This is a genomic window from Bradyrhizobium sp. GW821-FHT12B03, from assembly GCF_058807535.1.
In genome coordinates this window covers 94,949-118,478 of record NZ_JBXAQU010000024.1, presented here as the reverse complement: position 1 = coordinate 118,478, position 23,530 = coordinate 94,949, and the positions used below count along the sequence as shown (strand labels likewise).

At 64.4% G+C, this 23,530-nt stretch carries 27 protein-coding genes and 2 tRNA genes; 22 read left to right on the top strand and 7 right to left on the bottom strand.

The features are described from left to right. Nucleotides 1–164: 164 nt before the first annotated feature. The 5 genes from AC1RUR_RS33685 (at nt 165) to AC1RUR_RS33665 (ending at nt 2,874) form a co-directional block, all read left to right on the top strand. The gene (locus AC1RUR_RS33685) at nt 165–449 is read left to right on the top strand and encodes a hypothetical protein (protein ID WP_492852105.1); all 285 of its coding nucleotides are present in this window, start codon (nt 165–167) and stop codon (nt 447–449) included. Further along, entirely contained in the window at nt 446–874 is a 429-nt protein-coding gene (locus tag AC1RUR_RS33680) for a type II toxin-antitoxin system VapC family toxin (RefSeq protein WP_492852103.1), read from the top strand. The genes AC1RUR_RS33685 and AC1RUR_RS33680 overlap by 4 nt, the downstream gene beginning before the upstream one ends. A 136-nt stretch (nt 875–1,010) precedes the next feature. Further along, on the top strand, nt 1,011–1,298 hold the full coding sequence (locus tag AC1RUR_RS33675; RefSeq protein ID WP_492852101.1) for a LysR substrate-binding domain-containing protein: 288 nt from the start codon (nt 1,011–1,013) through the stop codon (nt 1,296–1,298). Between the two features lie 27 nt (nt 1,299–1,325). Then, nucleotides 1,326–2,054 (top strand): hypothetical protein, encoded by a 729-nt coding sequence (locus AC1RUR_RS33670; RefSeq protein WP_492852099.1) that lies wholly within the window; start codon nt 1,326–1,328, stop codon nt 2,052–2,054. 1 nt (nt 2,055) lies between these two features. After that, nucleotides 2,056–2,874 (top strand): DUF5677 domain-containing protein, encoded by an 819-nt coding sequence (locus AC1RUR_RS33665; protein ID WP_492852097.1) that lies wholly within the window; start codon nt 2,056–2,058, stop codon nt 2,872–2,874. A gap of 116 nt (nt 2,875–2,990) precedes the next feature. Here AC1RUR_RS33665 and AC1RUR_RS33660 read toward each other — a convergent pair. After that, nucleotides 2,991–3,075: transfer RNA gene (locus AC1RUR_RS33660), tRNA-Ser, on the bottom strand. 229 nt (nt 3,076–3,304) lie between these two features. Here AC1RUR_RS33660 and AC1RUR_RS33655 point away from each other — a divergent pair. Together AC1RUR_RS33655 and vapC are read left to right on the top strand one after the other, a co-directional pair. Further along, nucleotides 3,305–3,514, top strand: coding sequence for a type II toxin-antitoxin system VapB family antitoxin (locus tag AC1RUR_RS33655; protein WP_492852095.1), 210 nt, complete (start codon nt 3,305–3,307; stop codon nt 3,512–3,514). After that, nucleotides 3,511–3,900, top strand: coding sequence for a type II toxin-antitoxin system VapC family toxin (gene vapC / locus AC1RUR_RS33650; protein ID WP_492852093.1), 390 nt, complete (start codon nt 3,511–3,513; stop codon nt 3,898–3,900). Before AC1RUR_RS33655 ends, vapC begins: the two co-directional genes overlap by 4 nt. A gap of 82 nt (nt 3,901–3,982) precedes the next feature. On the opposite strand, the gene AC1RUR_RS33645 is transcribed toward vapC, so the two are convergent. Next, nucleotides 3,983–4,072 (bottom strand) — tRNA-Ser (locus tag AC1RUR_RS33645). A 199-nt stretch (nt 4,073–4,271) separates the two neighbouring features. Here AC1RUR_RS33645 and AC1RUR_RS33640 point away from each other — a divergent pair. Further along, a complete protein-coding gene (locus AC1RUR_RS33640) occupies nt 4,272–5,135 on the top strand; it encodes an alpha/beta fold hydrolase (RefSeq protein WP_492852091.1) in 864 nt (287 codons plus the stop codon). Between the two features lie 391 nt (nt 5,136–5,526). On the opposite strand, the gene AC1RUR_RS33635 is transcribed toward AC1RUR_RS33640, so the two are convergent. Further along, a complete protein-coding gene (locus AC1RUR_RS33635) occupies nt 5,527–6,669 on the bottom strand; it encodes an ROK family protein (RefSeq protein WP_492852089.1) in 1,143 nt (380 codons plus the stop codon). A gap of 338 nt (nt 6,670–7,007) precedes the next feature. Here AC1RUR_RS33635 and rplU point away from each other — a divergent pair, with 338 nt between their 5' ends. The 3 genes from rplU (at nt 7,008) to AC1RUR_RS33620 (ending at nt 8,511) form a co-directional block, all read left to right on the top strand. Then, the gene (rplU, locus tag AC1RUR_RS33630; protein WP_492852087.1) at nt 7,008–7,397 is read left to right on the top strand and encodes a 50S ribosomal protein L21; all 390 of its coding nucleotides are present in this window, start codon (nt 7,008–7,010) and stop codon (nt 7,395–7,397) included. 97 nt (nt 7,398–7,494) lie between these two features. Continuing rightward, complete coding sequence (rpmA, locus tag AC1RUR_RS33625) at nt 7,495–7,764, top strand: 50S ribosomal protein L27 (RefSeq protein ID WP_008137923.1); 270 nt, start codon at nt 7,495–7,497, stop codon at nt 7,762–7,764. 153 nt (nt 7,765–7,917) lie between these two features. Next, nucleotides 7,918–8,511 carry a GNAT family N-acetyltransferase gene (locus AC1RUR_RS33620; RefSeq protein WP_492852085.1) on the top strand — a complete coding sequence of 198 codons (594 nt, stop codon included), beginning with the start codon at nt 7,918–7,920 and terminating at the stop codon, nt 8,509–8,511. A 152-nt stretch (nt 8,512–8,663) separates the two neighbouring features. Here the strand turns inward: AC1RUR_RS33620 and AC1RUR_RS33615 are convergent, their stop codons facing one another. Continuing rightward, complete coding sequence (locus tag AC1RUR_RS33615) at nt 8,664–9,578, bottom strand: DMT family transporter (protein WP_492852083.1); 915 nt, start codon at nt 9,576–9,578, stop codon at nt 8,664–8,666. A 121-nt stretch (nt 9,579–9,699) separates the two neighbouring features. On the opposite strand from AC1RUR_RS33615, the gene AC1RUR_RS33610 reads away from it, so the two are divergent. From AC1RUR_RS33610 to AC1RUR_RS33600, 3 genes are all read left to right on the top strand, one after another. Continuing rightward, nucleotides 9,700–10,182, top strand: a complete 483-nt coding sequence (locus tag AC1RUR_RS33610) for a MaoC family dehydratase (protein ID WP_492852082.1) — start codon at nt 9,700–9,702, stop codon at nt 10,180–10,182. A gap of 85 nt (nt 10,183–10,267) precedes the next feature. Then, the gene (gene obgE, locus AC1RUR_RS33605) at nt 10,268–11,308 is read left to right on the top strand and encodes a GTPase ObgE (RefSeq protein ID WP_492852080.1); all 1,041 of its coding nucleotides are present in this window, start codon (nt 10,268–10,270) and stop codon (nt 11,306–11,308) included. Between the two features lie 232 nt (nt 11,309–11,540). Beyond that, complete coding sequence (locus tag AC1RUR_RS33600; protein ID WP_492852078.1) at nt 11,541–13,172, top strand: alkaline phosphatase family protein; 1,632 nt, start codon at nt 11,541–11,543, stop codon at nt 13,170–13,172. Nucleotides 13,173–13,309: 137 nt separating this feature from the next. Here the strand turns inward: AC1RUR_RS33600 and AC1RUR_RS33595 are convergent, their stop codons facing one another. After that, nucleotides 13,310–14,275, bottom strand: coding sequence for a Bug family tripartite tricarboxylate transporter substrate binding protein (locus AC1RUR_RS33595; protein WP_492852076.1), 966 nt, complete (start codon nt 14,273–14,275; stop codon nt 13,310–13,312). A 187-nt stretch (nt 14,276–14,462) separates the two neighbouring features. On the opposite strand from AC1RUR_RS33595, the gene proB reads away from it, so the two are divergent. Beyond that, nucleotides 14,463–15,584: a glutamate 5-kinase gene (proB, locus tag AC1RUR_RS33590; protein WP_492852074.1), complete on the top strand. Its 1,122-nt coding sequence runs from the start codon at nt 14,463–14,465 to the stop codon at nt 15,582–15,584. 6 nt (nt 15,585–15,590) lie between these two features. Here proB and AC1RUR_RS33585 read toward each other — a convergent pair whose 3' ends face one another. Further along, a complete protein-coding gene (locus AC1RUR_RS33585; protein WP_492852151.1) occupies nt 15,591–15,779 on the bottom strand; it encodes a type II toxin-antitoxin system RelE/ParE family toxin in 189 nt (62 codons plus the stop codon). A gap of 12 nt (nt 15,780–15,791) precedes the next feature. Continuing rightward, nucleotides 15,792–16,070 (bottom strand): type II toxin-antitoxin system ParD family antitoxin, encoded by a 279-nt coding sequence (locus AC1RUR_RS33580; protein WP_492852072.1) that lies wholly within the window; start codon nt 16,068–16,070, stop codon nt 15,792–15,794. A gap of 194 nt (nt 16,071–16,264) precedes the next feature. On the opposite strand from AC1RUR_RS33580, the gene AC1RUR_RS33575 reads away from it, so the two are divergent. The 7 genes from AC1RUR_RS33575 to AC1RUR_RS33545 all read left to right on the top strand — a co-directional run bounded on the left by AC1RUR_RS33575 (nt 16,265) and on the right by AC1RUR_RS33545 (nt 23,502). Beyond that, entirely contained in the window at nt 16,265–17,560 is a 1,296-nt protein-coding gene (locus tag AC1RUR_RS33575) for a glutamate-5-semialdehyde dehydrogenase (RefSeq protein ID WP_492852070.1), read from the top strand. Between the two features lie 23 nt (nt 17,561–17,583). Next, entirely contained in the window at nt 17,584–18,228 is a 645-nt protein-coding gene (locus AC1RUR_RS33570) for a nicotinate-nucleotide adenylyltransferase (protein ID WP_492852068.1), read from the top strand. 236 nt (nt 18,229–18,464) lie between these two features. Then, nucleotides 18,465–18,821 (top strand): ribosome silencing factor, encoded by a 357-nt coding sequence (gene rsfS, locus AC1RUR_RS33565; protein ID WP_028133251.1) that lies wholly within the window; start codon nt 18,465–18,467, stop codon nt 18,819–18,821. Nucleotides 18,822–18,917: 96 nt separating this feature from the next. Beyond that, complete coding sequence (gene rlmH, locus AC1RUR_RS33560; RefSeq protein ID WP_166346724.1) at nt 18,918–19,400, top strand: 23S rRNA (pseudouridine(1915)-N(3))-methyltransferase RlmH; 483 nt, start codon at nt 18,918–18,920, stop codon at nt 19,398–19,400. Nucleotides 19,401–19,433: 33 nt separating this feature from the next. Further along, entirely contained in the window at nt 19,434–20,768 is a 1,335-nt protein-coding gene (locus AC1RUR_RS33555) for a murein hydrolase activator EnvC family protein (protein ID WP_492852065.1), read from the top strand. Then, complete coding sequence (locus AC1RUR_RS33550) at nt 20,765–22,123, top strand: S41 family peptidase (protein WP_492852063.1); 1,359 nt, start codon at nt 20,765–20,767, stop codon at nt 22,121–22,123. The genes AC1RUR_RS33555 and AC1RUR_RS33550 overlap by 4 nt, the downstream gene beginning before the upstream one ends. 158 nt (nt 22,124–22,281) lie before the next feature. Next, nucleotides 22,282–23,502 carry a divergent polysaccharide deacetylase family protein gene (locus tag AC1RUR_RS33545; protein ID WP_492852061.1) on the top strand — a complete coding sequence of 407 codons (1,221 nt, stop codon included), beginning with the start codon at nt 22,282–22,284 and terminating at the stop codon, nt 23,500–23,502. Nucleotides 23,503–23,530: the final 28 nt, after the last annotated feature.

Here is a 23,530-nt window from a genome sequence, read left to right as displayed (position 1 = left end):
CCCATGCACAGTAGGCGACCGCTGTAAGATCAATGACTTACGCAGGGGCGACGCACTCGGCGCGATGATGGGTCCAAATCCACGCCGAAGCCGCCCTATTGCCACCTAGCGCCGCTTGCCTTCGTCGCGATTTCCGGTAATCTTTCCGGAAACATGGATGCGCAATGACCGGCAAATCAAAATCCCCCGTCGCCAGCCACCGCGCACGTCGGGAGCGCCAGGGCTTCGTGCGGGTCGAGGTCAGCGTCCGCAAGGAAGATGTGAGTCTGGTTCGCCTTGTGGCTTCGGCCTTGTCCGATCCCGCGCGCCAGGCGGATGCGCGCGCGCTGCTTCGGCAACGCTTTGTCGAGCCGTCCCATGTCAGCCTGAAGGCGCTGCTCGCGTCCGCGCCGCTGGACGGGATCGAGCTCGATCGCAGCCCTGATCCCGGCCGCGACGTCGACCTGTGAGCTATTTGATCGACACCAACATCATTTCCGAACTCCGCAAGGGCGCGCGTTGCGACGTCCAATTGTCCGCCTGGTATGCGTCAATTGCCGATGCGGATATCTTCCTGAGCACGCTCGTGCTTGGCGAGATACGAAAGGGCATCGAGCTCGCTCGCGCGCGGGATGCGGGCAAGGCGGCGGCGCTCGAACGCTGGCTGCGCGACGTCGAAGCCGCGTTCGATGGACGCGTGCTCGGCGTCGACAACGCCGTGTCCGATCAGTGGGGGCGCATCAGCGCCATCAGGGCCGTCCCGGTCATCGATGGCCTGCTCGCGGCAACCGCGTTGACGCACGATTTGACGCTGGTGACGCGCAACGATCGTGATGTCGCGGGGCTGGGGGCGAAGATGCTGAATCCGTTTGGGGGCGGCGGAGAAGAGGATTGATCGTGGTGCGCATCGCACGCCCGCTCAGTCGCGCTCACGGTCGGCCGCCCCGCATCATTCGGTGCACTGTCGCCGTAACGCCTAAGTCATTTGAGCGGACGCGATCGGGCCTCGGTCTTGCTCGACAGCAACGACGATGCGTCGCGAGACGCGAATCTGCATGCAGATCGATCAGGCGCTGGGCATGCAAGGCAAGCACCTCAATCCAACTTATAAAGTGACGTTGATCAACACCGCGCTCGCGATGACCGCACCGGGCCTCGGCCTCGCCATCCTCCCTGCAACGGTGCTGCCCGCCGACCAGTTTCCGAGGCTGATCGCAGAGCCGCTGGTAGGTCCGGCCATCCCACGCCCAGTGCCGCTGCTGCAACGTAAGGGACGGACGCTGTCGCCGAACGACGGCTCTCGTCAGAATCGGAAGTGAACGCTATGATGATGTGAGGGAGTGGCTATGAGCGAGGGCAAGCGCACGCCGGTGCTTGGCGATCACAAGCGCGTCAAATCGAAGCTGGTGACGCCGTTCAACGATGCGTTCGGGCCGATGCGCGAAGTGTCGTGGATCAACATAATGATCCCGGAGCTGCTGTGGATTGCGCTTGTGCAAAAGGCTTGGGGTCCGCGTCGCGGCGTCGAGATCATCACCGCCTTCACGCGTGACGTGCGAGCGAGCGATCCGATGCGCAACCGCACGATTTGGGCGGCGGCCGGCAAGTTCTCGACTCTGCCGGACGGCGTACTTGCGGGCATCGTGAAAGACCAACCCTATCGGGACGATCTGTGCGTACCGCTCGCGCCGCTCCATGCGCACTATCCTGAACATCCGATGCGCGAACTGGTCTCCGCGGTCACCGAACCACCTTGGTCACAAGACCTCGGCGCGCTCAAGAAACTGGTCGGGGAGCTGTTCGATCGCGCGTCGAAGAGCGCTATCATGGTCCAGGCAACGGCGACTTGGCTCGCATTCGACGCCGAGCGGCTCAAGGTCTCGGCGGGCCTCGCACTCGCCGACTTCCCCCGGATCGAGGATTATCCCAAAACCGACCAGTCACAGCGGATAGCCGCTTCGATCCGGGCAACGCTCAACCAGATGTTCGGAGAGTTCGATCTGATGGCGTCAGGGACCGGCTGGCCGATCGCCTTCTGGAACCGGGGCCTAGAACTCGAACCGTGCGAGAATTGAGATGACGGAAATGTCGACGGATAGCGAGGATGAAAAAGGCACCGAACTCTGGCCGCTTATCGAGAGCTATTGTGCGGACGTTGACCGCGAGCTCGCGGCGCGCCTGAACGCATGGCCGCCTGACTTCGCGCAGATCCACGTCCATGAGGTGATCGGCGGTATGCTCGCGCGCGAGGCGACGCTCACCAAAGACGTTGCGCGCGCGCCAATGCTTTGGACCGGTCACAGTGCGCCGATCTTGTTGCGCGCGATGGCCGACGCCTACATCAACATGACGTGGCTGCTGCTCGATCCGGTCGAGCGCTGTCGCAAGTTCATTTTGTTCGGATTGGGCCAGGCCAAGCTCGAACTTGAGCATCGCCGCGCGCAGATCGGCGCACGCGAGCCGACGCCGCAGGAAGTAGCCCTGCTGGAAGCTGGCGAGAGATGGATCGACAGCCAGCGGATCGGCTGGTTGCTCGACGTCGACCTCGGAAAATGGTCGAGCCTGTCAGTTCGTCAGATGGCCGAGGAAGCGGGTTGCATTGATTTCTACAACTACGTCTACACACCGTTCAGCGCCTGCGCGCATTCTGTGTGGCACCATGTTGCACGTTACGATCTTAGTGAGTGTGGCAATCCACTACACCGGCATCATCGTCGTCCGACCAGCGAGGCATTTGCCCCGGACGTCCACTATCTGACGCTCGCCGCGAAATATTGGAGCAAGACGCTCGGCACCTTCGATCGGGCACACGGGCTCGCGATCCCGGGTCCGTCATCTTACGAGACGCTGATTGATGCCGTCACCGATAGCAGCGCCGATCCACAGCCGGAATGACGCGGGCGGTGCCCGTTTCAGACAGACATAGCGTGGAAACGGCGGTTCACTATGCCGCTTGGTGTCGTGCTGCAGTCGGCGGGAATATCGGGCCACCAAGGGAAATCGGCGGACAATGGCGGAGGGGGAGGGATTCGAACCTCCGATAGGCTTGCACCTATGCCGCATTTCGAGTGCGGTGCGTTCGACCACTCTGCCTCCTGAAGGCACCATGTGAGGGGCAGGCCCCCCCGTGGTCAGGGGCGTCAACAGGCGAGGATGGCGGGCCACGCCCGATGAAGCCCGATGAAGATGGGTACTCTGTTTACGCCACAGCCTCCCATTGATCCGCAGGCTGGCCGGAATCCCTGATCTGGACCCGTGTTGCACCGGCGCCGGAGTGTGTATAAAGTGATCAATCTATACACATCAGTCAATCGGGCCAGCTACGATGCGGACCAACATTGAAATCGATGATGAGTTGTTGTCCCAAGCCATGACGGCGACGGGCCTGGCGACCAAGCGCGCCACGGTCGAGGAGGGCTTGCGGCTGCTGGTCCGGCTGCGCAAACAGACGAAGGCGCTGACGGACCTCAAGGGATTGGGCTGGGAGGGCGATCTCGGCGAGATGCGTCAGGGCCGCCCACCGCGCCGGCCGTGATTCTCGTCGATAGCTCAGTCTGGATTGCGCACCTGCGCGGGCTTCGCACGCCGGCGACCGACAAGCTGGAGGACGCCGTTGCACGGGAGCCGCTCCTGATCGGTGATCTCATCCTGCTCGAAATCCTTCAGGGCGCCCGGGACGACGCCCATGCCACGCGGATTGAACGCGGATTGCGCCAATACGCGATCGTGCCCCTGCTGGATGCCGATCTGGCCCTCCGCGCCGCCCGGAATTACCGCAAGCTGAGAGAACTGGGCATCACGATCCGGAAGACAGCCGACATCATCATCGGCACGTTTTGCATCGAACATCGCCACACGCTGCTGCACGATGACCGCGATTTTGCACCGATGGAGGAGCATCTTGGTCTCAAGGTCGTGTAAATCGCCTTCTCCCGCTTCTCCTCGCTCCGAGTAAACGACGAGCGCGAGACCGGGGCGGTCTTATCGTGGATTGGCATAGATATGGCGGAGAGGGAGGGATTCGAACCCCCGATAGGCTTGCACCTATGCCGCATTTCGAGTGCGGTGCATTCAACCACTCTGCCACCTCTCCTGAAGGCGCCATATTAGAGGCAGGGCCCCTGTGGTTGGGGGCGTTAATAGGCGAGGATGGCTGGCCAGACAAGGCGCGAAAGGGGAAAATCCGCCGCCTGTTTCAGCCCCGCACCAGCTCAATTCTTACTTTGACGCGTTTTCCTGGGCGCATTGGGGTCCAGTTCGCTTGAAAACGCTTGCCGCCGGGAGGAACCGCGATGGAGCACCTGACGATCCCGGCCAATGGCGCCGATGTCCACCTGGTCCGCGCTGGCCAGGGCAAACCGCTGCTTTTGCTGCATGGTTGGCCGGAATTCTGGCTGACCTGGGAGCCGGTGATGGCGCGGCTGGCCGACCGGTTCATGCTGATCGCACCCGATCTGCGCGGCTTTGGCGACAGCGAAAAGCCGGACGGGCTTTTTGGGGCGGACGGCCATGCCGCGGACATGCTGGCGCTGATGGAGGCGCTCGGCATCGAGCGATTCGGCGTGGTCGGCCATGACGTCGGGGGCGCCGTGATGCAGCCTCTGGCGCGGCGGGCGCCGGAGCGGCTCGCGGGGCTGTTCTTGTTCGATTTCGTCTATCCCGGGATCGGGCCGCGCATGGCGGCCCCTGATCGGCTCAACCACATCTGGTACCAGTCCTTCCACCAGATGGAGATGGCGCCTTCGCTGGTCGGGGCCAGCCGCGAGAGCTGCCGACTCTATCTCAGCCACTTCCTGAAAGACTGGGCGCATCGCAAGGACGCGTTCGACGACGTGCTCGACGCCTTCGCCGACAACTTTTTCAAGGACGGCAATCTCGCCGGCGGCTTTGCGTATTATCGCGCGGCGCATGCCGGTCGTATCGCGATGATGAAGGGCGAGGCGCCGCCACTTCCGCCGATCGATGTGCCGACCTGCGTGCGCTGGGCCGAGCACGACCCGCTGTTTCCCTATGCGTGGACCGATCGTCTCGGCGAGACCTTCAGCGCGCTGGATCTCAAGATGTTTCCCGGCGTCGGCCACTTCCCGCATCGGGAAGATCCGGATCACGCGGCCGCAGAGATCGCGGCGTTCTTTGCGCGGATCGGCTGGAGCTGAACTCCCCAATACCCAAGTCTATCGCAGATGAAGAGGAACGTAGCGGAAAGCGTGCCTGTGGCTATCCTTCGAGACGCCCGCCTGCGGCGGGCCCTCAGGATGAGGTCGCGTTTTGCGGCGAGATTTTAGACCCTCATGGTGAGGAGCCCGCCAAAGCGGTCGTCTCGAACCATGCAGGCCGAGCTCCTGCAACAGCCCAGCTGTCATATCGATGGCCCGCCCCAAGAATGGGGTGGGACCGCCAGACGCGGTAAACACTGGCGGTCCCGTGCCGCTCATTGAAAACTGACCAGGAAGGGCGGCTTCGCCGGCCAGGTGAGGCGACGATTCGACCGTAGCGTGCGCCCTGTGCGCCGCAACGCAATCCGTTCCTTAACCTAACCAGTCAAGGTTACTCCTTGTCGGACTTACCCTTTTTCTTCCCGTTGCCCGTGGAATCCCCGTCTTTTCCGTTATCTTTGTCCTTGCCGCTGTCCTTGCGGCGGTTGGTGAAGCGGGCATTGCCGAGGCCGGTGCCGATGGTGAGCACGCCCCAGCGCTCGACGTCCTGCATGAACGGCACCTCGGAGAGGCCCTGAACCACGCCGTCATTGTGCATCAGGATCGCGGTGTCGTGCCCGCCGATCTCCGGAATGCCCTCGATCAGGCTCGCCGGCAGGTTGAACTTGCTGCTCTCCCAATTGCCCGGCAGGTTCTGCGCGCCCTTCTCGATTCCGCCGTCCGCGTCGATCACGCCGGGACAGGCGATGCCGATGAAGGGCGCGAGCTTGAAGCCTTCCTTCTCCGCCTCGGTGATCAGGCCCTTGAGCATTTTGGTGAGACGCTTCACCGCGCCTTCGCGCGTCGGCTCGTCGTCGGCATGACGCCACAGCTCGGATGTCACCACCTTGGCCTTCGACAGGTCCTTTGCCTTCTTCCAGCTCGTCTCGACCAGGCCGCAGCGGATGTTGGTGCCGCCGATGTCGACGGCGAGGATGCTGTCATGGGCCTCGAAGATCCATGACGGCGCCAGATGCAGCGCGCCGATCAGGCCGGCTTCGTCGGGATGATGCCGGATCGGCATCATGTCGATCTTGAAATCCTCGGATTTCAGGATGATCTCGGTGCGCGCGATCGCGAGCTCGCCGAGCCGGGAATCGCGAAAACCGCCGCCGACCACGATGCGCTCGGTCCTGGCCCAGGCCTTGGTCTTGAGGAAGCGGCGGGTGACGTAGGCGAGCTCCTGGGCGAAATCCTCGATGGCGCTATGCACCACCGCCCAGGCCTCGGTGTCGTCGCCGATCAGGATGGCGTCCAGCGTCTTCTTGCTGATCTCATCCGACGGCTCCTTGCCGAACGGATCCTCGCCGCTCTTGCGCAGCGGCTTGCGCCAGCGCTCGAGAATGTCGCGGAACGCGCCCTTGCTGGCGCGGTCGCCGAGGAACCCGTCCTCGTCCTTGATCTCGATATTGAAGCTGTCGACGTCGACCGACGGCAGCCGGCCCGCGCCGTGCTGCGCGATGCCTGTCGTCGCGACCAGTTCGTCCGTTGCCATTGTGCCCTTGCCCGCTTGCGAAATCCGCAAGACAACGGCGCGGGAACCCGTTGGTTGCAAAGCCGGCCGCGGATTTGCCCTGACCTTGACCCGCTCCTGGAAGGCGCCAAATCCTTCAAATCCGGGCCTTTTCCGGCAGTTTTCCTTGACTCCCGGCGTCCGGCGGCTATAAGTCCCACAACCGGCGCGGGGCGTTTCTCGCGCCGCTTGTTTTTGCGTGGGTTTTCAAAGGGATAACTCCCGCCCGCACAAAACGCGCATAAACCCGTAGCGACTGACAAAAAGCCGGCCCCGACAAATTGTCGCGAGGCCGGGATTGAACACGAAGGAAAACAACGATGTTCGCAGTCATCAAAACCGGCGGCCGGCAGTACCGCGTCGTTCCGGATGATGTCCTGGAAGTTGGCAAGATCGAAGGCGAAGTCGGCACGATCGTGCAGCTGAACGAGGTTCTGGTGGTCGGCGGCGACACGCCGATCCTGGGCCTGCCGACGGTGGCCGGTGCGTCCGTGGCGGTCGAGGTGCTCGACCACAAGCGCGGCCCCAAGGTCATCGCGTTCAAGAAGCGCCGCCGCAAGAATTCGCGCCGCAAGCGCGGCTACCGCGACGAGATCACGGTGCTCCGTATCTCCGAGATCCTGACGGATGGCGCCAAGCCCACCAAGGGCCCGCGTCCGAAGCGGGAGAAGGTCGCCAAGGACGAGGCCAAGGAAGAAGCCGCCGCATAAATTGATCGCGCCAATTCAAGAATTGATGCGTGAGAAATTGTGAAATGATTCCGTCAAGGAATTGATCTAGACCTACTCAGGATTTCGGAGACGAGCCATGGCTCACAAAAAAGCAGGCGGTTCATCGCGCAACGGTCGCGATTCAAAGGGCAAGCGCCTCGGCATCAAGGCGTTCGGCGGTGAAGTTGTCATTCCTGGCAACATCATTGCACGTCAGCGCGGCACCACGTGGCATCCCGGCCTTAATGTCGGCATGGGCACGGACCACACTCTGTTCGCCAAGATCGAGGGTCGCGTCACGTTCCAGGCCAAAGCCAATGGCCGCACCTTCGTATCGGTGCTCCCGCTCGCAGAGGCGGCCGAATAGACGGTGGATCAATTTGGAGTCCGCCGGGTCCTTGACCGAACCGGCGGAGTCCAGAGATCACAGAGATCGAAGGCTCCAGGGGGAGGCGGGAAACCGGCCTCCCCTTTTCTTTGACTTGCTCACTTTCACTTAGTGACTTTCACGGAGCCGGACATGTTGCAGGATTTCTCGAGCGTGACCTTGGCTGAGGCGAGACCTGATGTTGTCGCCACCGAACGGCTGACCTTGCGGCGGCCGACCCTCGCCGACGTCAGGACCATCGCCCTCCTCGCCAACGACCGCCGCGTCGCCGAGAACACGCGGCGCCTGCCGCATCCCTATTCGCAGGACGACGCCGTCGAATTCATCCGCGCCACGGCGGCGATCGGCAGCGAGACCGTGTTCCTGATCGAGCACGACAACGGGCCGGTCGGCATGGTCGGCGTCGACTGCTCCACGCCTGGAAATGCCGAGCTCGGCTACTGGCTCGGCGTCGAGCATTGGGGCCGGGGCTTTGCGACCGAAGCCGCGCGCGGCGCGATCGACTTCTTCTTCGAGGCGTTCGAGGACGAGCATCTCTACGCCGGCGCGCGCGTCACCAACCCGGCCTCGCGCAAGGTGCTGGAAAAGTGCGGCTTCCAGTGGAGCGGCGTCCAGCTGCACCGCTTCCTGGCGCTCGGCTCCTCGACGCCGGTCGACTGCTTCCGCCTCTCGCGCGGGGTGTGGGCGTCGCTGAAGAGCTGGAGCAGCGCGAGGCGCGTGAGGTAGGCAAAGGCCGCGCGTCATCCTCTACTGTCGTCCCGGCGAAGGCCGGGACCCATAACCACAAAACCGAATTTTGCGAAGGCTCCCACTCCGAGTCTTCGTCAAACTGCTCCCTGGGGGTATGGGTCCCGGCCTTCGCCGGGACGACACTGTGGCTACGCCGGCGGATTGACGTCCACAGCTCCACGCCCCAGATCCCGCTCACGCAGATAAATATAGAACCCGGCGCCGATGATGATGGCCGCGCCGACGATCGTTGCCATCGACGGCACGTCGCCGAACACGACGAAGCCGAAGATCACGGCCCAGACGATCATCGAATATTGGTAGGGCACGACGACGCTGGCCGGCGCGAGCTTGAGCGAACGGTTGACGCAGAACAGCGCGGTCACCGAGATGCATCCCGCCAGTGCGAAGATCACGAGGCTGCCCGGGGTCGGCGACACCCAGTGAAACGCCGACAGCACCGCGCCCAGCAGGAACGTGCCGACGAATTGCGAGGACGCCATCACGATGTCGGGCGTCTTGCGCAGGCTGCGCGTGATCAGCATCAGGACCGCGAAAGAAAGACTGCCGCCGAGCGCGATCAGCGCCGGCAGGCTGACGGTCTGCGCCGACGGCCGCAGCGCGATCACGACGCCGCAGAAGCCGATCAGGATCGCGGTCCAGCGCCGCCAGCCGACCTTCTCGCGCAGGAAGACCGCCGACATCGCGGTGACGAAGATGGGACCGGCGAGATAATAGGTGATGACGTCGGCGAGCGGCAGATAGACCGTCGCGATGAAGAAGGCGGCGACCTCCAGCGTCGACAGCGTGACGCGGACGAGCTGCAACCACGGCCGCTCGAGCCGAACGAAATCCTGGCGATGCCGCCACATGATCGGCAGCAGCAGCAACAGCGCCGCGCAGGCGCGCAGGAACAGCAGCTGCCCCACCGAATAGGTCCCGACCAGGAACTTGCCCATGGCGTCGCCGAACGAGAACATGAAGATCGACAGCACCATGAGCCCGATGCCGGCCAGGCGCGCCGATCGGTCGTCATAGGCGGAGAGATTCTTGAAGAGGGGCATCGAGCGCCGTTTTAATCGTGTCGGCGCGCCGGACAAGCCCGCCAACGACGAATTGAACGCATTGTCGCACTCTTCGCGCCGCGGTAGCGATAGATGCCTCATCGACAATGCGAGCTTTGACATGACCGACTTCGATCCAGCCCGGCACCGCATGATCCCCACGCAACGCTGGTTTGAGGATTTCGTCGTCGGCGAGCGCTTCGTGCTGCCGAGCCGCACCCAGACCTCGGCGGTGTTCGCGGCGTTCCAGACCGCGAGCGGCGACACCCATCCGGTGCATTACGACGTGGAATATTGCCGCAGCCGCGGCATGCCGCATCTGCTCGCCCACGGCTTCCAGACCCTGATCCACACCGCGCCCGGCGCCGGCCTGTTTCCGTTCATGGTCGAGGAGTCCCTGGTCGGCTTCCTCGAGCAATCGAGCCGGTTCCTCAAGCCCGTGTTCGCCGACGACACCATCTATCCCGCGCTCGAGGTCACCGAGCTCGTGCCGGGGCGGACGACCGGCACGGTCACGCTCGAAAGCACCGTGTTCAACCAGCGCAAGGAGCTGGTGCTGGAAGGCCTGCAGAAATTCCTGATCCGGAAAAGGCCCGCGGGTTAAGCAAGGGGCGAAATCGAGAGAAATTCGGCCGATTTGCGGGTCTATCCGGGTTGCCGCAGGGGACCGGCTGGCCTACCTATGGCCCATGAAATTCCTTGACGAAGCAAAGGTCTATATCCGCTCCGGTGACGGCGGGAACGGCTGCGTGGCGTTCCGCCGCGAGAAGTTCATCGAATTCGGCGGCCCCTCCGGCGGCAATGGCGGCCGTGGCGGCAATGTCGTCATCGAGGTCGCCGACGGGCTCAACACGCTGATCGACTACCGCTACCAGCAGCACTTCAAGGCCCAGAAGGGCGAGAACGGCGCAGGCTCGGACCGTCACGGCGCCAACGGCAAGAACATCGTGCTGAAGGTGCCTGTTGGCACGCAGATCTTCGACGAGGACCGCGAGACGCTGATCCACGACTTCACTGATGTCGGCGAAAAGTTCGTGCTCGCCGAAGGCGGCAATGGCGGCTTCGGCAATGCCCATTTCAAGTCGTCGACCAACCGCGCGCCGCGCAACGCCAATCCCGGCCAGGTGGGCGAGGAGCGCTGGATCTGGCTGCGGCTGAAGCTGATCGCGGACGCCGGCCTCGTCGGCCTGCCCAATGCCGGCAAGTCGACCTTCCTGTCCAAGGTCAGCGCGGCCAAGCCGAAGATTGCCGACTATCCCTTCACCACGCTGCATCCGCAGCTCGGCGTCGTGAATTCCGACGGCCGCGAATTCGTGCTGGCCGACATTCCAGGTCTCATCGAGGGCGCGCATGAAGGCGCGGGCCTCGGCGACCGCTTCCTCGGCCATGTCGAACGCTGCCGCGTGCTGCTGCATCTCGTCGATGCGACCTGCGAGCATGCCGGCAAGGCGTACAAGACGGTGCGTAACGAGCTCAATGCCTATGGCGGCCTGCTCACCGACAAGATCGAGATCGTGGCGCTGAACAAGATCGACGCGGTCGAGCCGGATGAGCTCAAGAAGCAGAAGGACCGGCTCAAGCGCGCCGCCAAGAAGACGCCGCTGCTGCTCTCAGGCATCACCGGCGATGGCGTGAAGGAAGCGCTGCGCGCCCTTGTCGACGTGATCGGCGAGGCCCCGGTGTCCAGCAAGGCCAAGAGCACAGCCGAGGCGGAGCCGTGGTCGGCTTGAACGCTCCCCAACGTCGTCCCGGCGAAGGCCGGGACCCATAGCCACCGAACGTGGTTGAGCGAAGATTGGTCATTGCCGGCTCGCGCCATAACTTCTGCTGAGGAGTATGGGTCCCGGCCTTCGCCGGGACGACACTGAAATGTGCAGCAACGGGCTCGCGCATTACCAGCAGGTTGTCATCTCCGCTCCAATATCGCAGCATCGAACAATCAAGAAACGGCAGGGATGACGCATGGCGCGCGCGAAGAATGTTCTCTGGATCATGTGCGACCAGCTTCGCTATGATTATCTCGGCTGCACCGGCCATCCCACGCTGAAGACGCCCAACATCGACGCCATGGCCAGGCGCGGCGTACTGTTCACCAAGGCCTATGTGCAGTCGCCGATCTGCGGGCCTTCGCGGATGTCGTTCTACACCGGGCGCTACATGCGCTCGCACGGCTCGCACTGGAACGGCTGGCCGCTCCGCGTCGGCGAACCCACGCTCGGCGATCACCTGAAGAAGATCGGCGTACGCAACGTGCTGGTCGGCAAGACCCACATGGCGCCTGACATCGAAGGCATGAAGGCGCTCGGCATCCCGCCGGAATCGATGATCGGCGTGCATGTCGCCGAATGCGGCTTCGAGCCCTATGAACGCGACGACGGCCTGCACCCGACCGGACGGCCGCGCCCGAAATACGACGAGTATCTGCGCCAGCACGGCTTTGAAGCCACGAACCCGTGGGAGCATTGGGCCAATTCAGGCGCCGCCGATGACGGCTCGTTGCAGAACGGCTGGCTGCTGGTGCACGCCGACAAGGCCGCGCGGGTGCCGGAGGAGCATTCCGAGACGCCCTACATGACGCGGCGCGCGATGGATTTCATCGCCGAGGCCGAGACCGACGGGAAGCCGTGGTGCCTGCATCTGTCCTACATCAAGCCGCACTGGCCGTACATTGCGCCCGAACCCTACGCCAGCATGTATTCGACCGAGGACATGATCCCGGTGATCCGCTCCGAGCGCGAGCGGCAGAATCCGCATCCGGTGTTCGGCGCCTATATGGACATGCGCTACTCCCGCAACATGGCGCGCGACGATGCCCGCGAGAAGGTGATCCCGACCTATATGGGCCTGATCACCCAGATCGACGACCAGATGGGCGTGTTGATGAAATTCTTAGGTGAGCGCGGCCTGCTGGACACGACGATGATCGTGTTCACCTCCGATCACGGCGATTATCTCGGCGATCACTGGATGGGCGAGAAGGACCTGTTCCACGAGCAGTCGGCGAAGATTCCGCTTGTTATCATCGACCCGTCGCAGGAGGCCGACGCGACGCGCGGCACGCGCAGCGATGCGCTGGTGGAAGGTATCGATCTTGCCCCGACCTTCGTCGATTATTTCGGCGGCAAGGTGCCGGGCCATATCCTCGAGGGACGTTCATTGCTGCCGCTGCTGCGCGGCGAAAAGCCGGAATGGCGCAAGGTGGCGTTCTCCGAATACGACTACGCCATGCAGGACGTGCGGCTGAAGCTGAACCAGCCGATCGAGCGCTGCCGCCTGTTCATGGTGTTCGACGGCCGCTGGAAATACATCCACGCCTCCGGCTTCCGCCCGATGCTGTACGATCTCGACACCGATCCCGATGAGTTTCTGGATCGCGGCGACGATCCGGAGTGTGCCGGCATCATCGCACGGCTCCAGGCCGAGCTGTTCGACTGGGCGCTGCATCCGAACGACCACATCACCACGCCGCGCGAAAAGATCGCGGCCTATGCCGACAATCAGCTCCAGGTGAAGGGCGGCGTTTTGATCGGCATCTGGGATGAGAAAGAGCTGGCGTCGATCAGGGACGGCATCGCGCAGCGCGCGAAGCTGTGAGTAAGCGGAGCGCTGCTCTCTCACCCCGTCATGCCCGGGCTTGACCCGGGCATCCACGTCTTGCGTCAAATGCGGATGCACGTGGATGGCCGGGACAAGCCCGGCCATGACGACGGAGTATATGGCGCGAGCAAAACCTAATTCTCGATCTTGTATCCCGTCGCCTTCACGATCGGCTGCCAGAACGCCGTGTTCGCCGCGAGCTCTTTCGTCAACCCATCCGCGCTACTGCCAACCGGGATCAGGCCGATTGCGGTGAGCTTCTCCTTCACCTCGGGCCTGGCGAGCGCCGCGCTCGCGGCTGCGCCGAGCTTGCTGGCGAATTCCGGCGGGCTGCCGGCGGGAAGCCACATGCCGTACCAGGCGTCCGCAACGAGATCGATGCCGCTCTCCTTCAACGTCGGGACCTCGGGTGCGAAGGGCGAACGTTCCGCGCTCGAGGCCGCGATGATCTTCACGCCCTTGGCGCGGTGCTGCGGCAGCGCATCCGCCAACGTCACGATGCCGAACGACAGATGGCCGCCAATGAGATCATTGAGGATCGGCGCGCTGCCGCGATAGGGCACGCGGGTCAGGGGAATGCCGAGATCCTTCTCCAGCTTGGAGCCCATGAAATGCGGAATGGTGCCGTTGCTCGGCACCCCGAACGACGTCTTGTCCGGATGTGCCTTCAGCCACGCCACGAATGACTTGAAATCCGTGGCATCGATCGCCGGGCCGACCACGACGGCGAATTCGAACCGCGCCAGCAGCGACACCGGCATGAAATCCTTCGCCGTATCGAAGCTTGGCGTCGTCTCCACCATCGGCAGCAGATACATGGTGGGGCCCGTCGTCACCAGCACCATGCTGCCGTCGGGGCTCGCGCCCTTCACCGCCTTGATGCCGATCAGGCCGTCGCCGCCGGTGCGGTTCTCGACCACGATGGTCCGTTGCAGCGCCGGGGCCATCTCCTGCGCAATCAGCCGGCACAGCGTGTCGCCGCCGGCGCCCGCTGCGAACGGGAAGATCATTCTTGTCAGCCCGGCCTGCGCTTGTGCCTCGCCTGCCTGTGCCAGCAGTGGCAGACTGAGACACCCGGCCATGAATTTGCGGCGATCCATTCGTTTCCTCGTCCAGTCAATTATTGGTTGGCGGCATTAGAACGGGGCTGGCCGGCAAGACAAGGCCGACCTTAGCCGATTGCCCGGCCAGCCGCCTTGCGCCGGCCATCGTCCTGCTGCAAAAGCAGCCTCATCGGCGCCGCCAGTCGCTCCGCCGTTTCCCGAGCAATTCCGTCCCATTAGCACCATGGCCAGCCCCGAACTCAGTCAATTCCGCCGCATCGTCGTCAAGGTCGGCTCCGCGCTGCTGGTCGATTCCGACAAGGGCGAGGTGCGGGCGTCCTGGCTCGCCGCGCTCGCCGACGACATGGCCAAGCTGCACCGCGAGGGCCGCGACGTGCTCGTCGTGTCCTCGGGCTCGATCGCGCTCGGCCGCAGCCGGCTCAAGCTGCCGCGCGGTCCGCTGAAGCTGGAAGAGAGCCAGGCCGCTGCCGCCGTCGGGCAGATCGCGCTGGCGCGGATCTGGTCGGAGGTGCTAGGGGCCCACGGCATCGACGCCGGCCAGATCCTGGTCACGCTCCAGGACACCGAGGAGCGCCGCCGCTATCTCAATGCGCGCTCCACCATCGGCAAGCTGCTGGAGTGGCGCGCGATCCCCGTGATCAACGAGAACGACACGGTCGCTACCACCGAAATCCGCTACGGCGACAATGACCGCCTCGCCGCGCGCGTCGCCACCATGGCGAGCGCCGATTTGCTGGTGCTGCTGTCCGACATCGACGGGCTCTACGACGCCCCGCCGAAGAACAACCCGAACGCAAAGCTCATCCCCGTCGTCGACAGCATCTCCTCGGAGATCGAGGCCGTGGCCGGCGATGCCGAGTCCGAACTGTCGCGCGGCGGCATGCGCACCAAGGTCGAGGCGGCCAAGATCGCAACGACAGGCGGCACGCACATGCTGATTGCGTCGGGCAAGATCGAGCATCCCCTCCAGGCCATCGCCAATGGCGGCCGCTGCACCTGGTTCCTGACGCCGGCCAATCCCATCACCTCGCGAAAACGCTGGATCGCGGGCACGCTGGAGCCGAAGGGCACGCTGACCATCGACGCCGGCGCGGTGACGGCACTGCGGGCCGGCGCCAGCCTGCTGCCGGCCGGCGTGATCAAGGTCGAGGGCCAGTTCGCCCGCGGCGACGCCGTGATCGTGCGCGGCCCCGACACCAGCGAAATCGGCCGCGGCCTGATCGCTTATGACGCCGACGACGCCGAGCGCATCAAGGGCCGCTCCTCCCCTGATGTGATGACCATCCTCGGCATCAGCGGCCGCGCCGAGATGATCCACCGCGACGATCTGGTGGTGGGCGGGTAGCGCCGGCTATTGCATGTCGTCGGCGCCGATATCCTGATGGCCGTGCATGACGCGGATGACGTCGACGCCGTCTGGTGTTGGGACGTAGAAGATCAGGTAGTTGCCGACCGGAAAGCAGCGCAACCCTGTACGCAATTCGCTTCGTTCACGACCTGCAAACGGTGTCTCAGCAAGCATGTCGAATGTTGCGTCGATGCGATCGAGCAGCTAAGCGGTCTTTTTGCCATTCTTGGCCGCCAGGCGTTTCCGACCTTCTGACTTGATCCGCTCGAACATGTCGTCGACCTCTTCCATCGGCCCGCTGTCAAACCCCTTCTGGATTTCCTCCCGCAGCGCCTCCAGCTTGACCTTGCGCCGCTCTTCGCGCTCCTCGACGAGGCGAAGGCCCTCGCGCATGACCTCGCTTGCGGTGGCATAGCGGCCGCTCTCGACCAGATTGTCGATCAGGTCCTCGAAATGCTTGCCAATGCTGTAGCTGCTCGCCATGGGACGACTCCCTTATCAAATAATGATATTTATTGATATTTGAGAGCCTCGCAAGGATCTGTCCGGCCTCCGGCACAGCCAGGCCATTGGCCGACCCAGCAGCGCGAACCGGGCCCCTGCCATACCCTCCCCGCCCTTCGCAAAAGCGGGATTTTCGTGCTAGGACACTGCCTTAGCAGAAGGTTGAACTCCCCATGGCCGCCCCCCTCAAAGCCGTCGACGGCAATGCCGATCTTCAGGCGCTGATGTCCGATCTCGCCAGTCGTGCCCGCGCTGCCGCGCGCGTGCTGGCGCTGGCGCCGCCGGAGCAGAAGAACCGGGCGCTCGAGGCCATGGAGCGGGCGATCCGCGCCAACGTTGCCGTAATTCTTGCCGCCAATGCCGAAGACGTCGCCGAAGCCCGCGCGTCGAGCAACATGACCGCATCCTTCATCGACCGCCTGACGCTGACGCCGGCGCGCGTCGAATCCATGGCCGAGGGTATCGGCATCGTGCGCGGCATCGCCGATCCGGTCGGTGTCGTCACCGAAAGCTGGCAGCGGCCGAACGGCATGACCATCGAACGCGTGCGCGTGCCGCTCGGCGTCGTCGGCGTGATTTTTGAGAGCCGGCCAAACGTTGCGGCGGACGCCGGTGTGCTGTGCCTGAAGGCGGGCAATGCCGTGATCCTGCGCGGCGGCTCGGACAGTTTCCGGTCCTGCCGCGCCATCCATGAATGCCTGGTGCAGGGCCTTCGCGAAGCCGGCCTGCCCGAAGCCGCGATCACGCTGGTGCCGACGCGCGACCGCGCGGCGGTCGGCATGATGCTGTCAGGCTTGAACGGCGCGATCGACGTCATCGTGCCCCGCGGCGGCAAGAGCCTCGTCGCGCGCGTCGAACAGGAGGCGCGCGTCCCCGTGTTCGCGCATCTCGAAGGCGTCAACCACGTCTATGTCGATGCCAGCGCCGACCTCGCCATGGCGAAGTCGATCGTGCTCAACGCCAAGATGCGCCGCACCGGCGTCTGTGGTGCAGCCGAGACGCTGCTGGTCGATCGCGCCGCGGCTGCGAAAAACCTGAAGCCGCTGGTCGAGATGCTGATCGAGGCCGGCTGCGAAGTGCGCGGCGACGACGCCGTGCAGAAGACGGACACGCGCGTCAAGCCTGCAAACGACGAGGATTGGGACACCGAATATCTCGACGCGATCATCGCGGCGAAGGTGGTGGACGGCGTCGACGGCGCGATCGCGCATATCCAGAACCACGGCTCGCACCACACCGATGCGATCGTGAGCGAGAGCGAGGCTGCCGCGAAGAAGTTTCTGAGCGAGGTCGATTCCGCCATCGTGCTGCACAACGCCTCGACGCAGTTTGCCGATGGCGGCGAGTTCGGCTTCGGTGCCGAGATCGGCATCGCCACCGGCCGCTTTCACGCCCGCGGCCCTGTCGGCGCCGAGCAACTGACGAGCTTCAAGTATCGCGTTCACGGCACCGGGCAAACGCGGCCGTAAGCAACGTCGCGAGGCGCGGGCAATTGAGCAACCATTTCGTCGTGCCGCGTTTCCTGGCGCAAGCGATCCCGCCCTCGACACCGGGCATGCGCGTCGGCCTGCTCGGCGGCTCGTTCAATCCGCCGCACCAGGCGCATCGCGCGATCAGTCAGTTCGCGCTGAAGCGATTGCAACTCGATCGCGTGTGGTGGCTGGTGACGCCAGGCAATCCGCTGAAGGAGAACGGCGCGCTGCACGAGCTCGGCGAGCGCATGCAGGCCGCGCGCGACGTCGCCAACGATCCCAGGATCGAGGTGAGCTGTCTCGAATCCGTCATTCGCACGCGCTACACTATCGACACGATCAACACCTTGCGCCGCCGCTTCCGCGGTCTGCGCTTTGTCTGGATCATGGGCGCCGACAATCTCGCTCAATTCCACCGTTGGCAGGACTGGCAGCGCATCGCCGGCCAGGTGCCGATTGCGGTCATCGATCGCCCGCCGCAGAGTTTTCGTGCCCTCGCCTCTCCGGCCGCCAAGGCGTTATCGCGCTACCGCCTGCCCGAGAATGAGGCAGCGTTGCTTGCGGACCGGCCGGCGCCGGCCTGGGTCTTCCTCACCGGATTGAAGCTGAACCTGTCCTCGACGGGCCTGCGGAACCCGGACGGAAGCTGGAAAGGTACGAAGTGAGACGGACTGTGCGGGGGAGCGTGGATTTGGGGGTGTGGATTTGGGGCTCTCTGGCATATTGAAACCCTTAACCCCACATGATGTAGTGTAACCAGCGGGGGCCGGATTCGGCTCTCGCGATACAGTGAAAGGAATGGTCCCTGGCCACATCTGTATTGTCCAAGACGGCTTCAACGAAGTCTGTTTTACCCAAGGTTGCCAAGCCGACGCGTAAAACATCGACCAAAGCTGCGGCCTTGGAGGCGCAACCCGACGCCGACAAGACGCTGAGCCTGATCCTCTCCCGCCTCGAGGACATGAAGGCGGAAGAGACGGTCACCATCGACCTTCGCGGCAAATCGGCGTACTCCGACTACATGATCGTCACCACGGGCCGGGCCAACCGGCACGTCGGCGCGATCGCGGAAAACGTCACGAAAAGCCTCAAGGAAAACGGCATCAAGAACATCCATGTCGAGGGCTTGCCCAATTGCGACTGGGTGCTGATCGATTCCGGCGATGTGATCGTGCACGTGTTCAGACCCGAAGTCCGCGAATTCTACAATCTCGAGAGATTGTACACGCAGGGCCCAGGGGCAGCGAAGGCGATCTAGGCCGATCTAAGCCGATTTCGAATCGGCTGACGCGCATGCTAGCGTCGTGCGCGCGCGAGATGCGCGCGGTCTCGAAAACACGACTCTGAACACATCATGCGTGTTGCTGTCATTGCGGTGGGCCGGCTGAAGCAGGGCCCCGAACGGGAGCTTGCCGACCGCTATTTCGAGCGGTTCGACGAGGCCGGCCGCAAGCTTGGATTCCGCGAACTGTCGATCCACGAAATTCCGGAGAGCCGCGCGCGCGACACCGCGACGCGGATGGCCGAAGAGGCCGCGGCGATCGGCGCGCATATCCCGGAAAAGTCGATCCTGGTGGCGCTGGACGAACGCGGCCAGAATCTCGATTCCACCGTATTCGCACGGCATCTCGGCCGCTGGCGCGACGAGGGCGCCGGTCATACTATCTTCGTGATCGGAGGGGCGGACGGACTTTCGCCCGAATTACGCCGTAAGGCCAAGCTCGCGATCGCGTTCGGCTCTGCGACCTGGCCGCACCAAATGGTCCGCGTCATGCTTCTGGAACAGCTTTATCGGGCCGCCACCATCCTGGCCGGCCATCCCTATCACCGCGCGTGATCCGCGCCACAACGAGCACCTTTGCCTAAAGCGATGCGAGCGCCTGTCCTCAACCTGCTGCTGATCGCAAGCGTTGCCGGCGCAAGCCTCGCGCAAGCTCAGACGCAAGGTCAGACAGTTGCGCCGCCGCAGACCGCAGCCGTCTCGCCCGATGCGATCAAGCAGCGCGAGCAGGAGCTCGAGGCTGCGCGCGCGAGCAAGAAGAGCGCCGAGGAAGCGCAGGCCAAGCTCAAGGCCGAGATCACCGCGCTCGGCCAGGACCGCACCCAGCTCAACCAGCAGCTGATCGACACCGCCGCCAATGTGCGCGCCGTCGAGACCAAGATCGACGAAGCCGAAGCGCGGCTGAAGACGCTGAACGGCCGCGAGCAGGCGATGCGCGCCTCGCTCGATTCGCGCCGCGCCGACATCGTCGAGGTGCTGGCGGCATTGCAGCGCGCCGGCCGGCGCACGCCGCCTGCGCTTTTGGTGCGTCCCGAAGATGCGCTGCAATCGCTGCGCACGGCGATGCTGCTCGGCGCCGTGGTGCCGGAATTGCGCGGCCGCGCCGAAAAGATCGCAGGCGAGCTCGGCGAGCTCGTGGCCCTGCGCAAGAACATCGCCACCGAACGCGACCAGCTCGCCGCCGACCGCGACAGGGTTCGCAACGACCAGAGCCGGCTCGCCGCCCTGGTCGACGAGCGACAGCGCCAGCAGGCCGCGCGCGAAAAGGATCTCGATGCCGAGAACTCGCGCGCCATCATGCTTTCAAGGCAGGTCGGCGATCTCCAGGGACTGATCACCAAGATGGAGCAGGACCTGCAAAGCGCCGCCAAGGCGGCCGAGAAGGCCGCCGAGGCCGCAAAGCAGGCCGAGGCAAAAGCGGCCGCCAGCGCCAAGTCCGGCCCGGCCGCTTTCAAGGACCGCTCCCGGACCAGTCCGGCGATCGCCTTCGCGTCGGCCAAGGGCCTCCTGCCGCTTCCGGTTAACGGTAACAAGATCAGGGACTTTGGCGGTTCCGACGGGGTCGGCGGGGTCCAGAAGGGTATTTCGCTGGCAACCCGGCCCGGCTCCCAGGTCACGACGCCGTGTGATGGCTGGGTGGTCTATGCCGGCCCGTTCCGCAGCTATGGACAACTCTTGATCCTCAACGCCGGGGGCGGGTATCATGTCCTGATCGCCGGGATGGAGCGCATTTCGGTAAACATCGGACAGTTTGTGCTCACGGGGGAGCCGGTCGCGACCATGGGGTCGACATCTCAAGTCGCCTCCATTCTCGCCACGAACGCGAGTCAACCTGTGCTCTATGTCGAGTTCCGCAAAGACGGCACTCCAATCGATCCAGGCCCATGGTGGGCCGCAAATGAAGGCGAGAAGGTTCGCGGATGATGCGCAAGACTTCAGTTATCCTCCTCAGCGCGGCCACCGGTGCGGCGCTGACGCTGTTCGTGACCCAGCCGCGCGCGGTCTTCATGGGCTCCAGCGCACGGGCCGCCACCGCGGACACTTATCGCCAGCTCAATCTGTTCGGCGACGTCTTCGAGCGCGTGCGCTCCGACTATGTCGAGAAGCCCGACGACACCAAGCTGATCGAATCCGCCATCAGCGGCATGCTCACCGGCCTCGATCCGCATTCGAGCTACATGGACGCCAAGAGCTTCCGCGACATGCAGGTGCAGACCCGCGGTGAGTTCGGCGGCCTCGGCATCGAGGTCACGATGGAAGACGGCCTGATCAAGGTTGTCTCGCCGATCGACGACACACCGGCCTCGCGCGCCGGCATCATGGCCAACGACATCATCACCAATCTCGACGACGAAGCGGTGCAGGGCCTGACCCTGAACCAGGCGGTCGAGAAGATGCGCGGCCCGGTCAACACCAAGATCAAGCTCAAGATCATCCGCAAGGGCCAGGACAATCCGCTCGACGTCACCCTGGTGCGCGACAACATCCGCGTCCGCTCGGTGCGCGCCCGCATCGAGGCCGATGACATCGGCTATATCCGCATCACCACCTTCAACGAGCAGACCACCGAAGGCCTGAAGCGCGAGGTCGCCAACCTCTCCAATCAGATCGGCGACAAGCTGAAGGGCTACATCATCGACCTGCGCAACAATCCGGGCGGCCTGCTCGAGGAAGCGGTGACGGTCTCCGACTCCTTCCTGGAGAAGGGCGAGATCGTGTCGACCCGCGGCCGCAATGCCGAGGAGACCCAGCGCCGCACGGCGCATGCCGGCGACCTCACCAAGGGCAAGCCGGTCATCGTGCTGGTCAATGGCGGCTCGGCCTCGGCGTCCGAAATCGTCGCCGGCGCGCTCCAGGACCACAAGCGCGCGACCATCGTCGGCACGCGCTCGTTCGGCAAGGGCTCGGTGCAAACCATCATCCCGCTCGGCTCCGGCAACGGCGCGCTGCGGCTGACGACGGCGCGCTACTACACGCCGTCGGGCAAATCGATCCAGGCCAAGGGCATCGTGCCCGACATCGAAGTGCTCCAGGACGTGCCGGACGAGTTGAAGTCGCGCACCGACACCAAGGGCGAGGCTTCGCTGCGCGGCCATCTGAAGAACGACGGCGACGAGAAGACCGGCTCGCAGTCCTATGTCCCGCCGGACGCCAAGGACGACAAGGCGCTCAAGCTCGCCGGCGACCTGCTCCACGGCATCAAGAACAGCGCCTCCGCGGCGCCCGCGCCGGGCGGCGACACCAAGGCCACAACCGACAAGCCCAAAGCGGCAAACTGAGTCGGCGAACCAGGTCGGCATATCGCACGATCTCTCGAAAAGGGCGGCTCCCGGAGCCGCCCTTTTTGCGTGGAACTCCCGGCATCCCCGGCCTATCCCGGCCTGCCGCCGCTTGACCTCGGCGTGGTATCGTCGACAGCAGTGATTCGGGATCGCGCATGACTGAAACGGCCGATGATCTGAGCGCCCCGCTCGGACAGGACAAGCCGCGCCGGAAACGCCGGCTGCGGCTGCCGTTCACGGCCATGCAGGCGCTGGCCGTGCTGCTCGGCCTGTTCCTCGTTACCTTTGCCGGCTTTGCCATCTTCAACAAGGATCCGCTCGGCGGCGAGCCGATGACCCGAATCGCGATCCGCGAGCCGAAAGCCACGGACGAAAAACCAGCCGCCTCCGGTCACGGCCAGGACAGCAAGCAAGAGGGCCAGCACGAGACCAAGGAGGCGCCGAAGCAGGCCGGCGAGCAGAAGACCGTCACCATGATCGACGGCTCCACCGGCACGCGACGCGACGTGGTGATCGGCAGCGGCGAGGCCGCCGACAAGGGCGACGCGGCCGCCTCCGCGCCGCCGCCCGTCATGGCCGGGATCGACCCGAAGCTGCTGGAGAAGTCGCGCTACGGCATGATCCCGGTGGTTGCCGAGGGCTTGAAGCCGTTCAACGTCTACGCGGCGGACGCCGACCGCGCCAAGGCCGCCAAGATGCCGGTGGTCGCGATCGTGATCGGCGGGCTCGGCGTCGGCGCCGCCAAGACCACCGACGCAATCATGAAGCTGCCGCCCGCGGTGACGCTGGCCTTCACGCCTTATGGCTCCGATCCAGGAAAGCTCGCCGAAAGGGCCCGCGCCCAGCGCCATGAGATCTTCCTCCAGATCCCGATGGAGCCCTACGACTTCCCGGACAACGATCCGGGCCCGCAGACGCTGCTGACCTCGCTCAGCGCCGACCAGAACATGGACCGCCTGTACTGGCATTTGAGCCGGATGCAGGGCTATGCCGGCCTCGCCAATTTCATGGGCGCCCGTTTCGTGGCAACGGACGCGGCGATGCAGCCGATCATCCGGGAGGCGGCCAAGCGCGGCCTCGGCTTCTTCGACGACGGCTCTTCGCCCCGCAGCATCGCGCCCCAGGCGGCCGCGAGCGCGGCGATGCCGTTCGGCAAGGGCGACATCGCCATCGACGCGGTGCCTACCCCGACCGAGATCGACCGCGCCCTGAACAAGCTCGAATCGGCGGCGCGCGAGCGCGGCGCGGCGATCGGCACCGCCTCCGCCCTCCCCGTCTCGATCGAGCGCATCGGCGCATGGACCAAGACATTGAGCGACCGGGGTATTCTCTTGGTGCCATTGACAACCGCGATGCTGAAATCAAAATCCAGCTAAATCAACGAATTGGTACGGCACGGGTCCG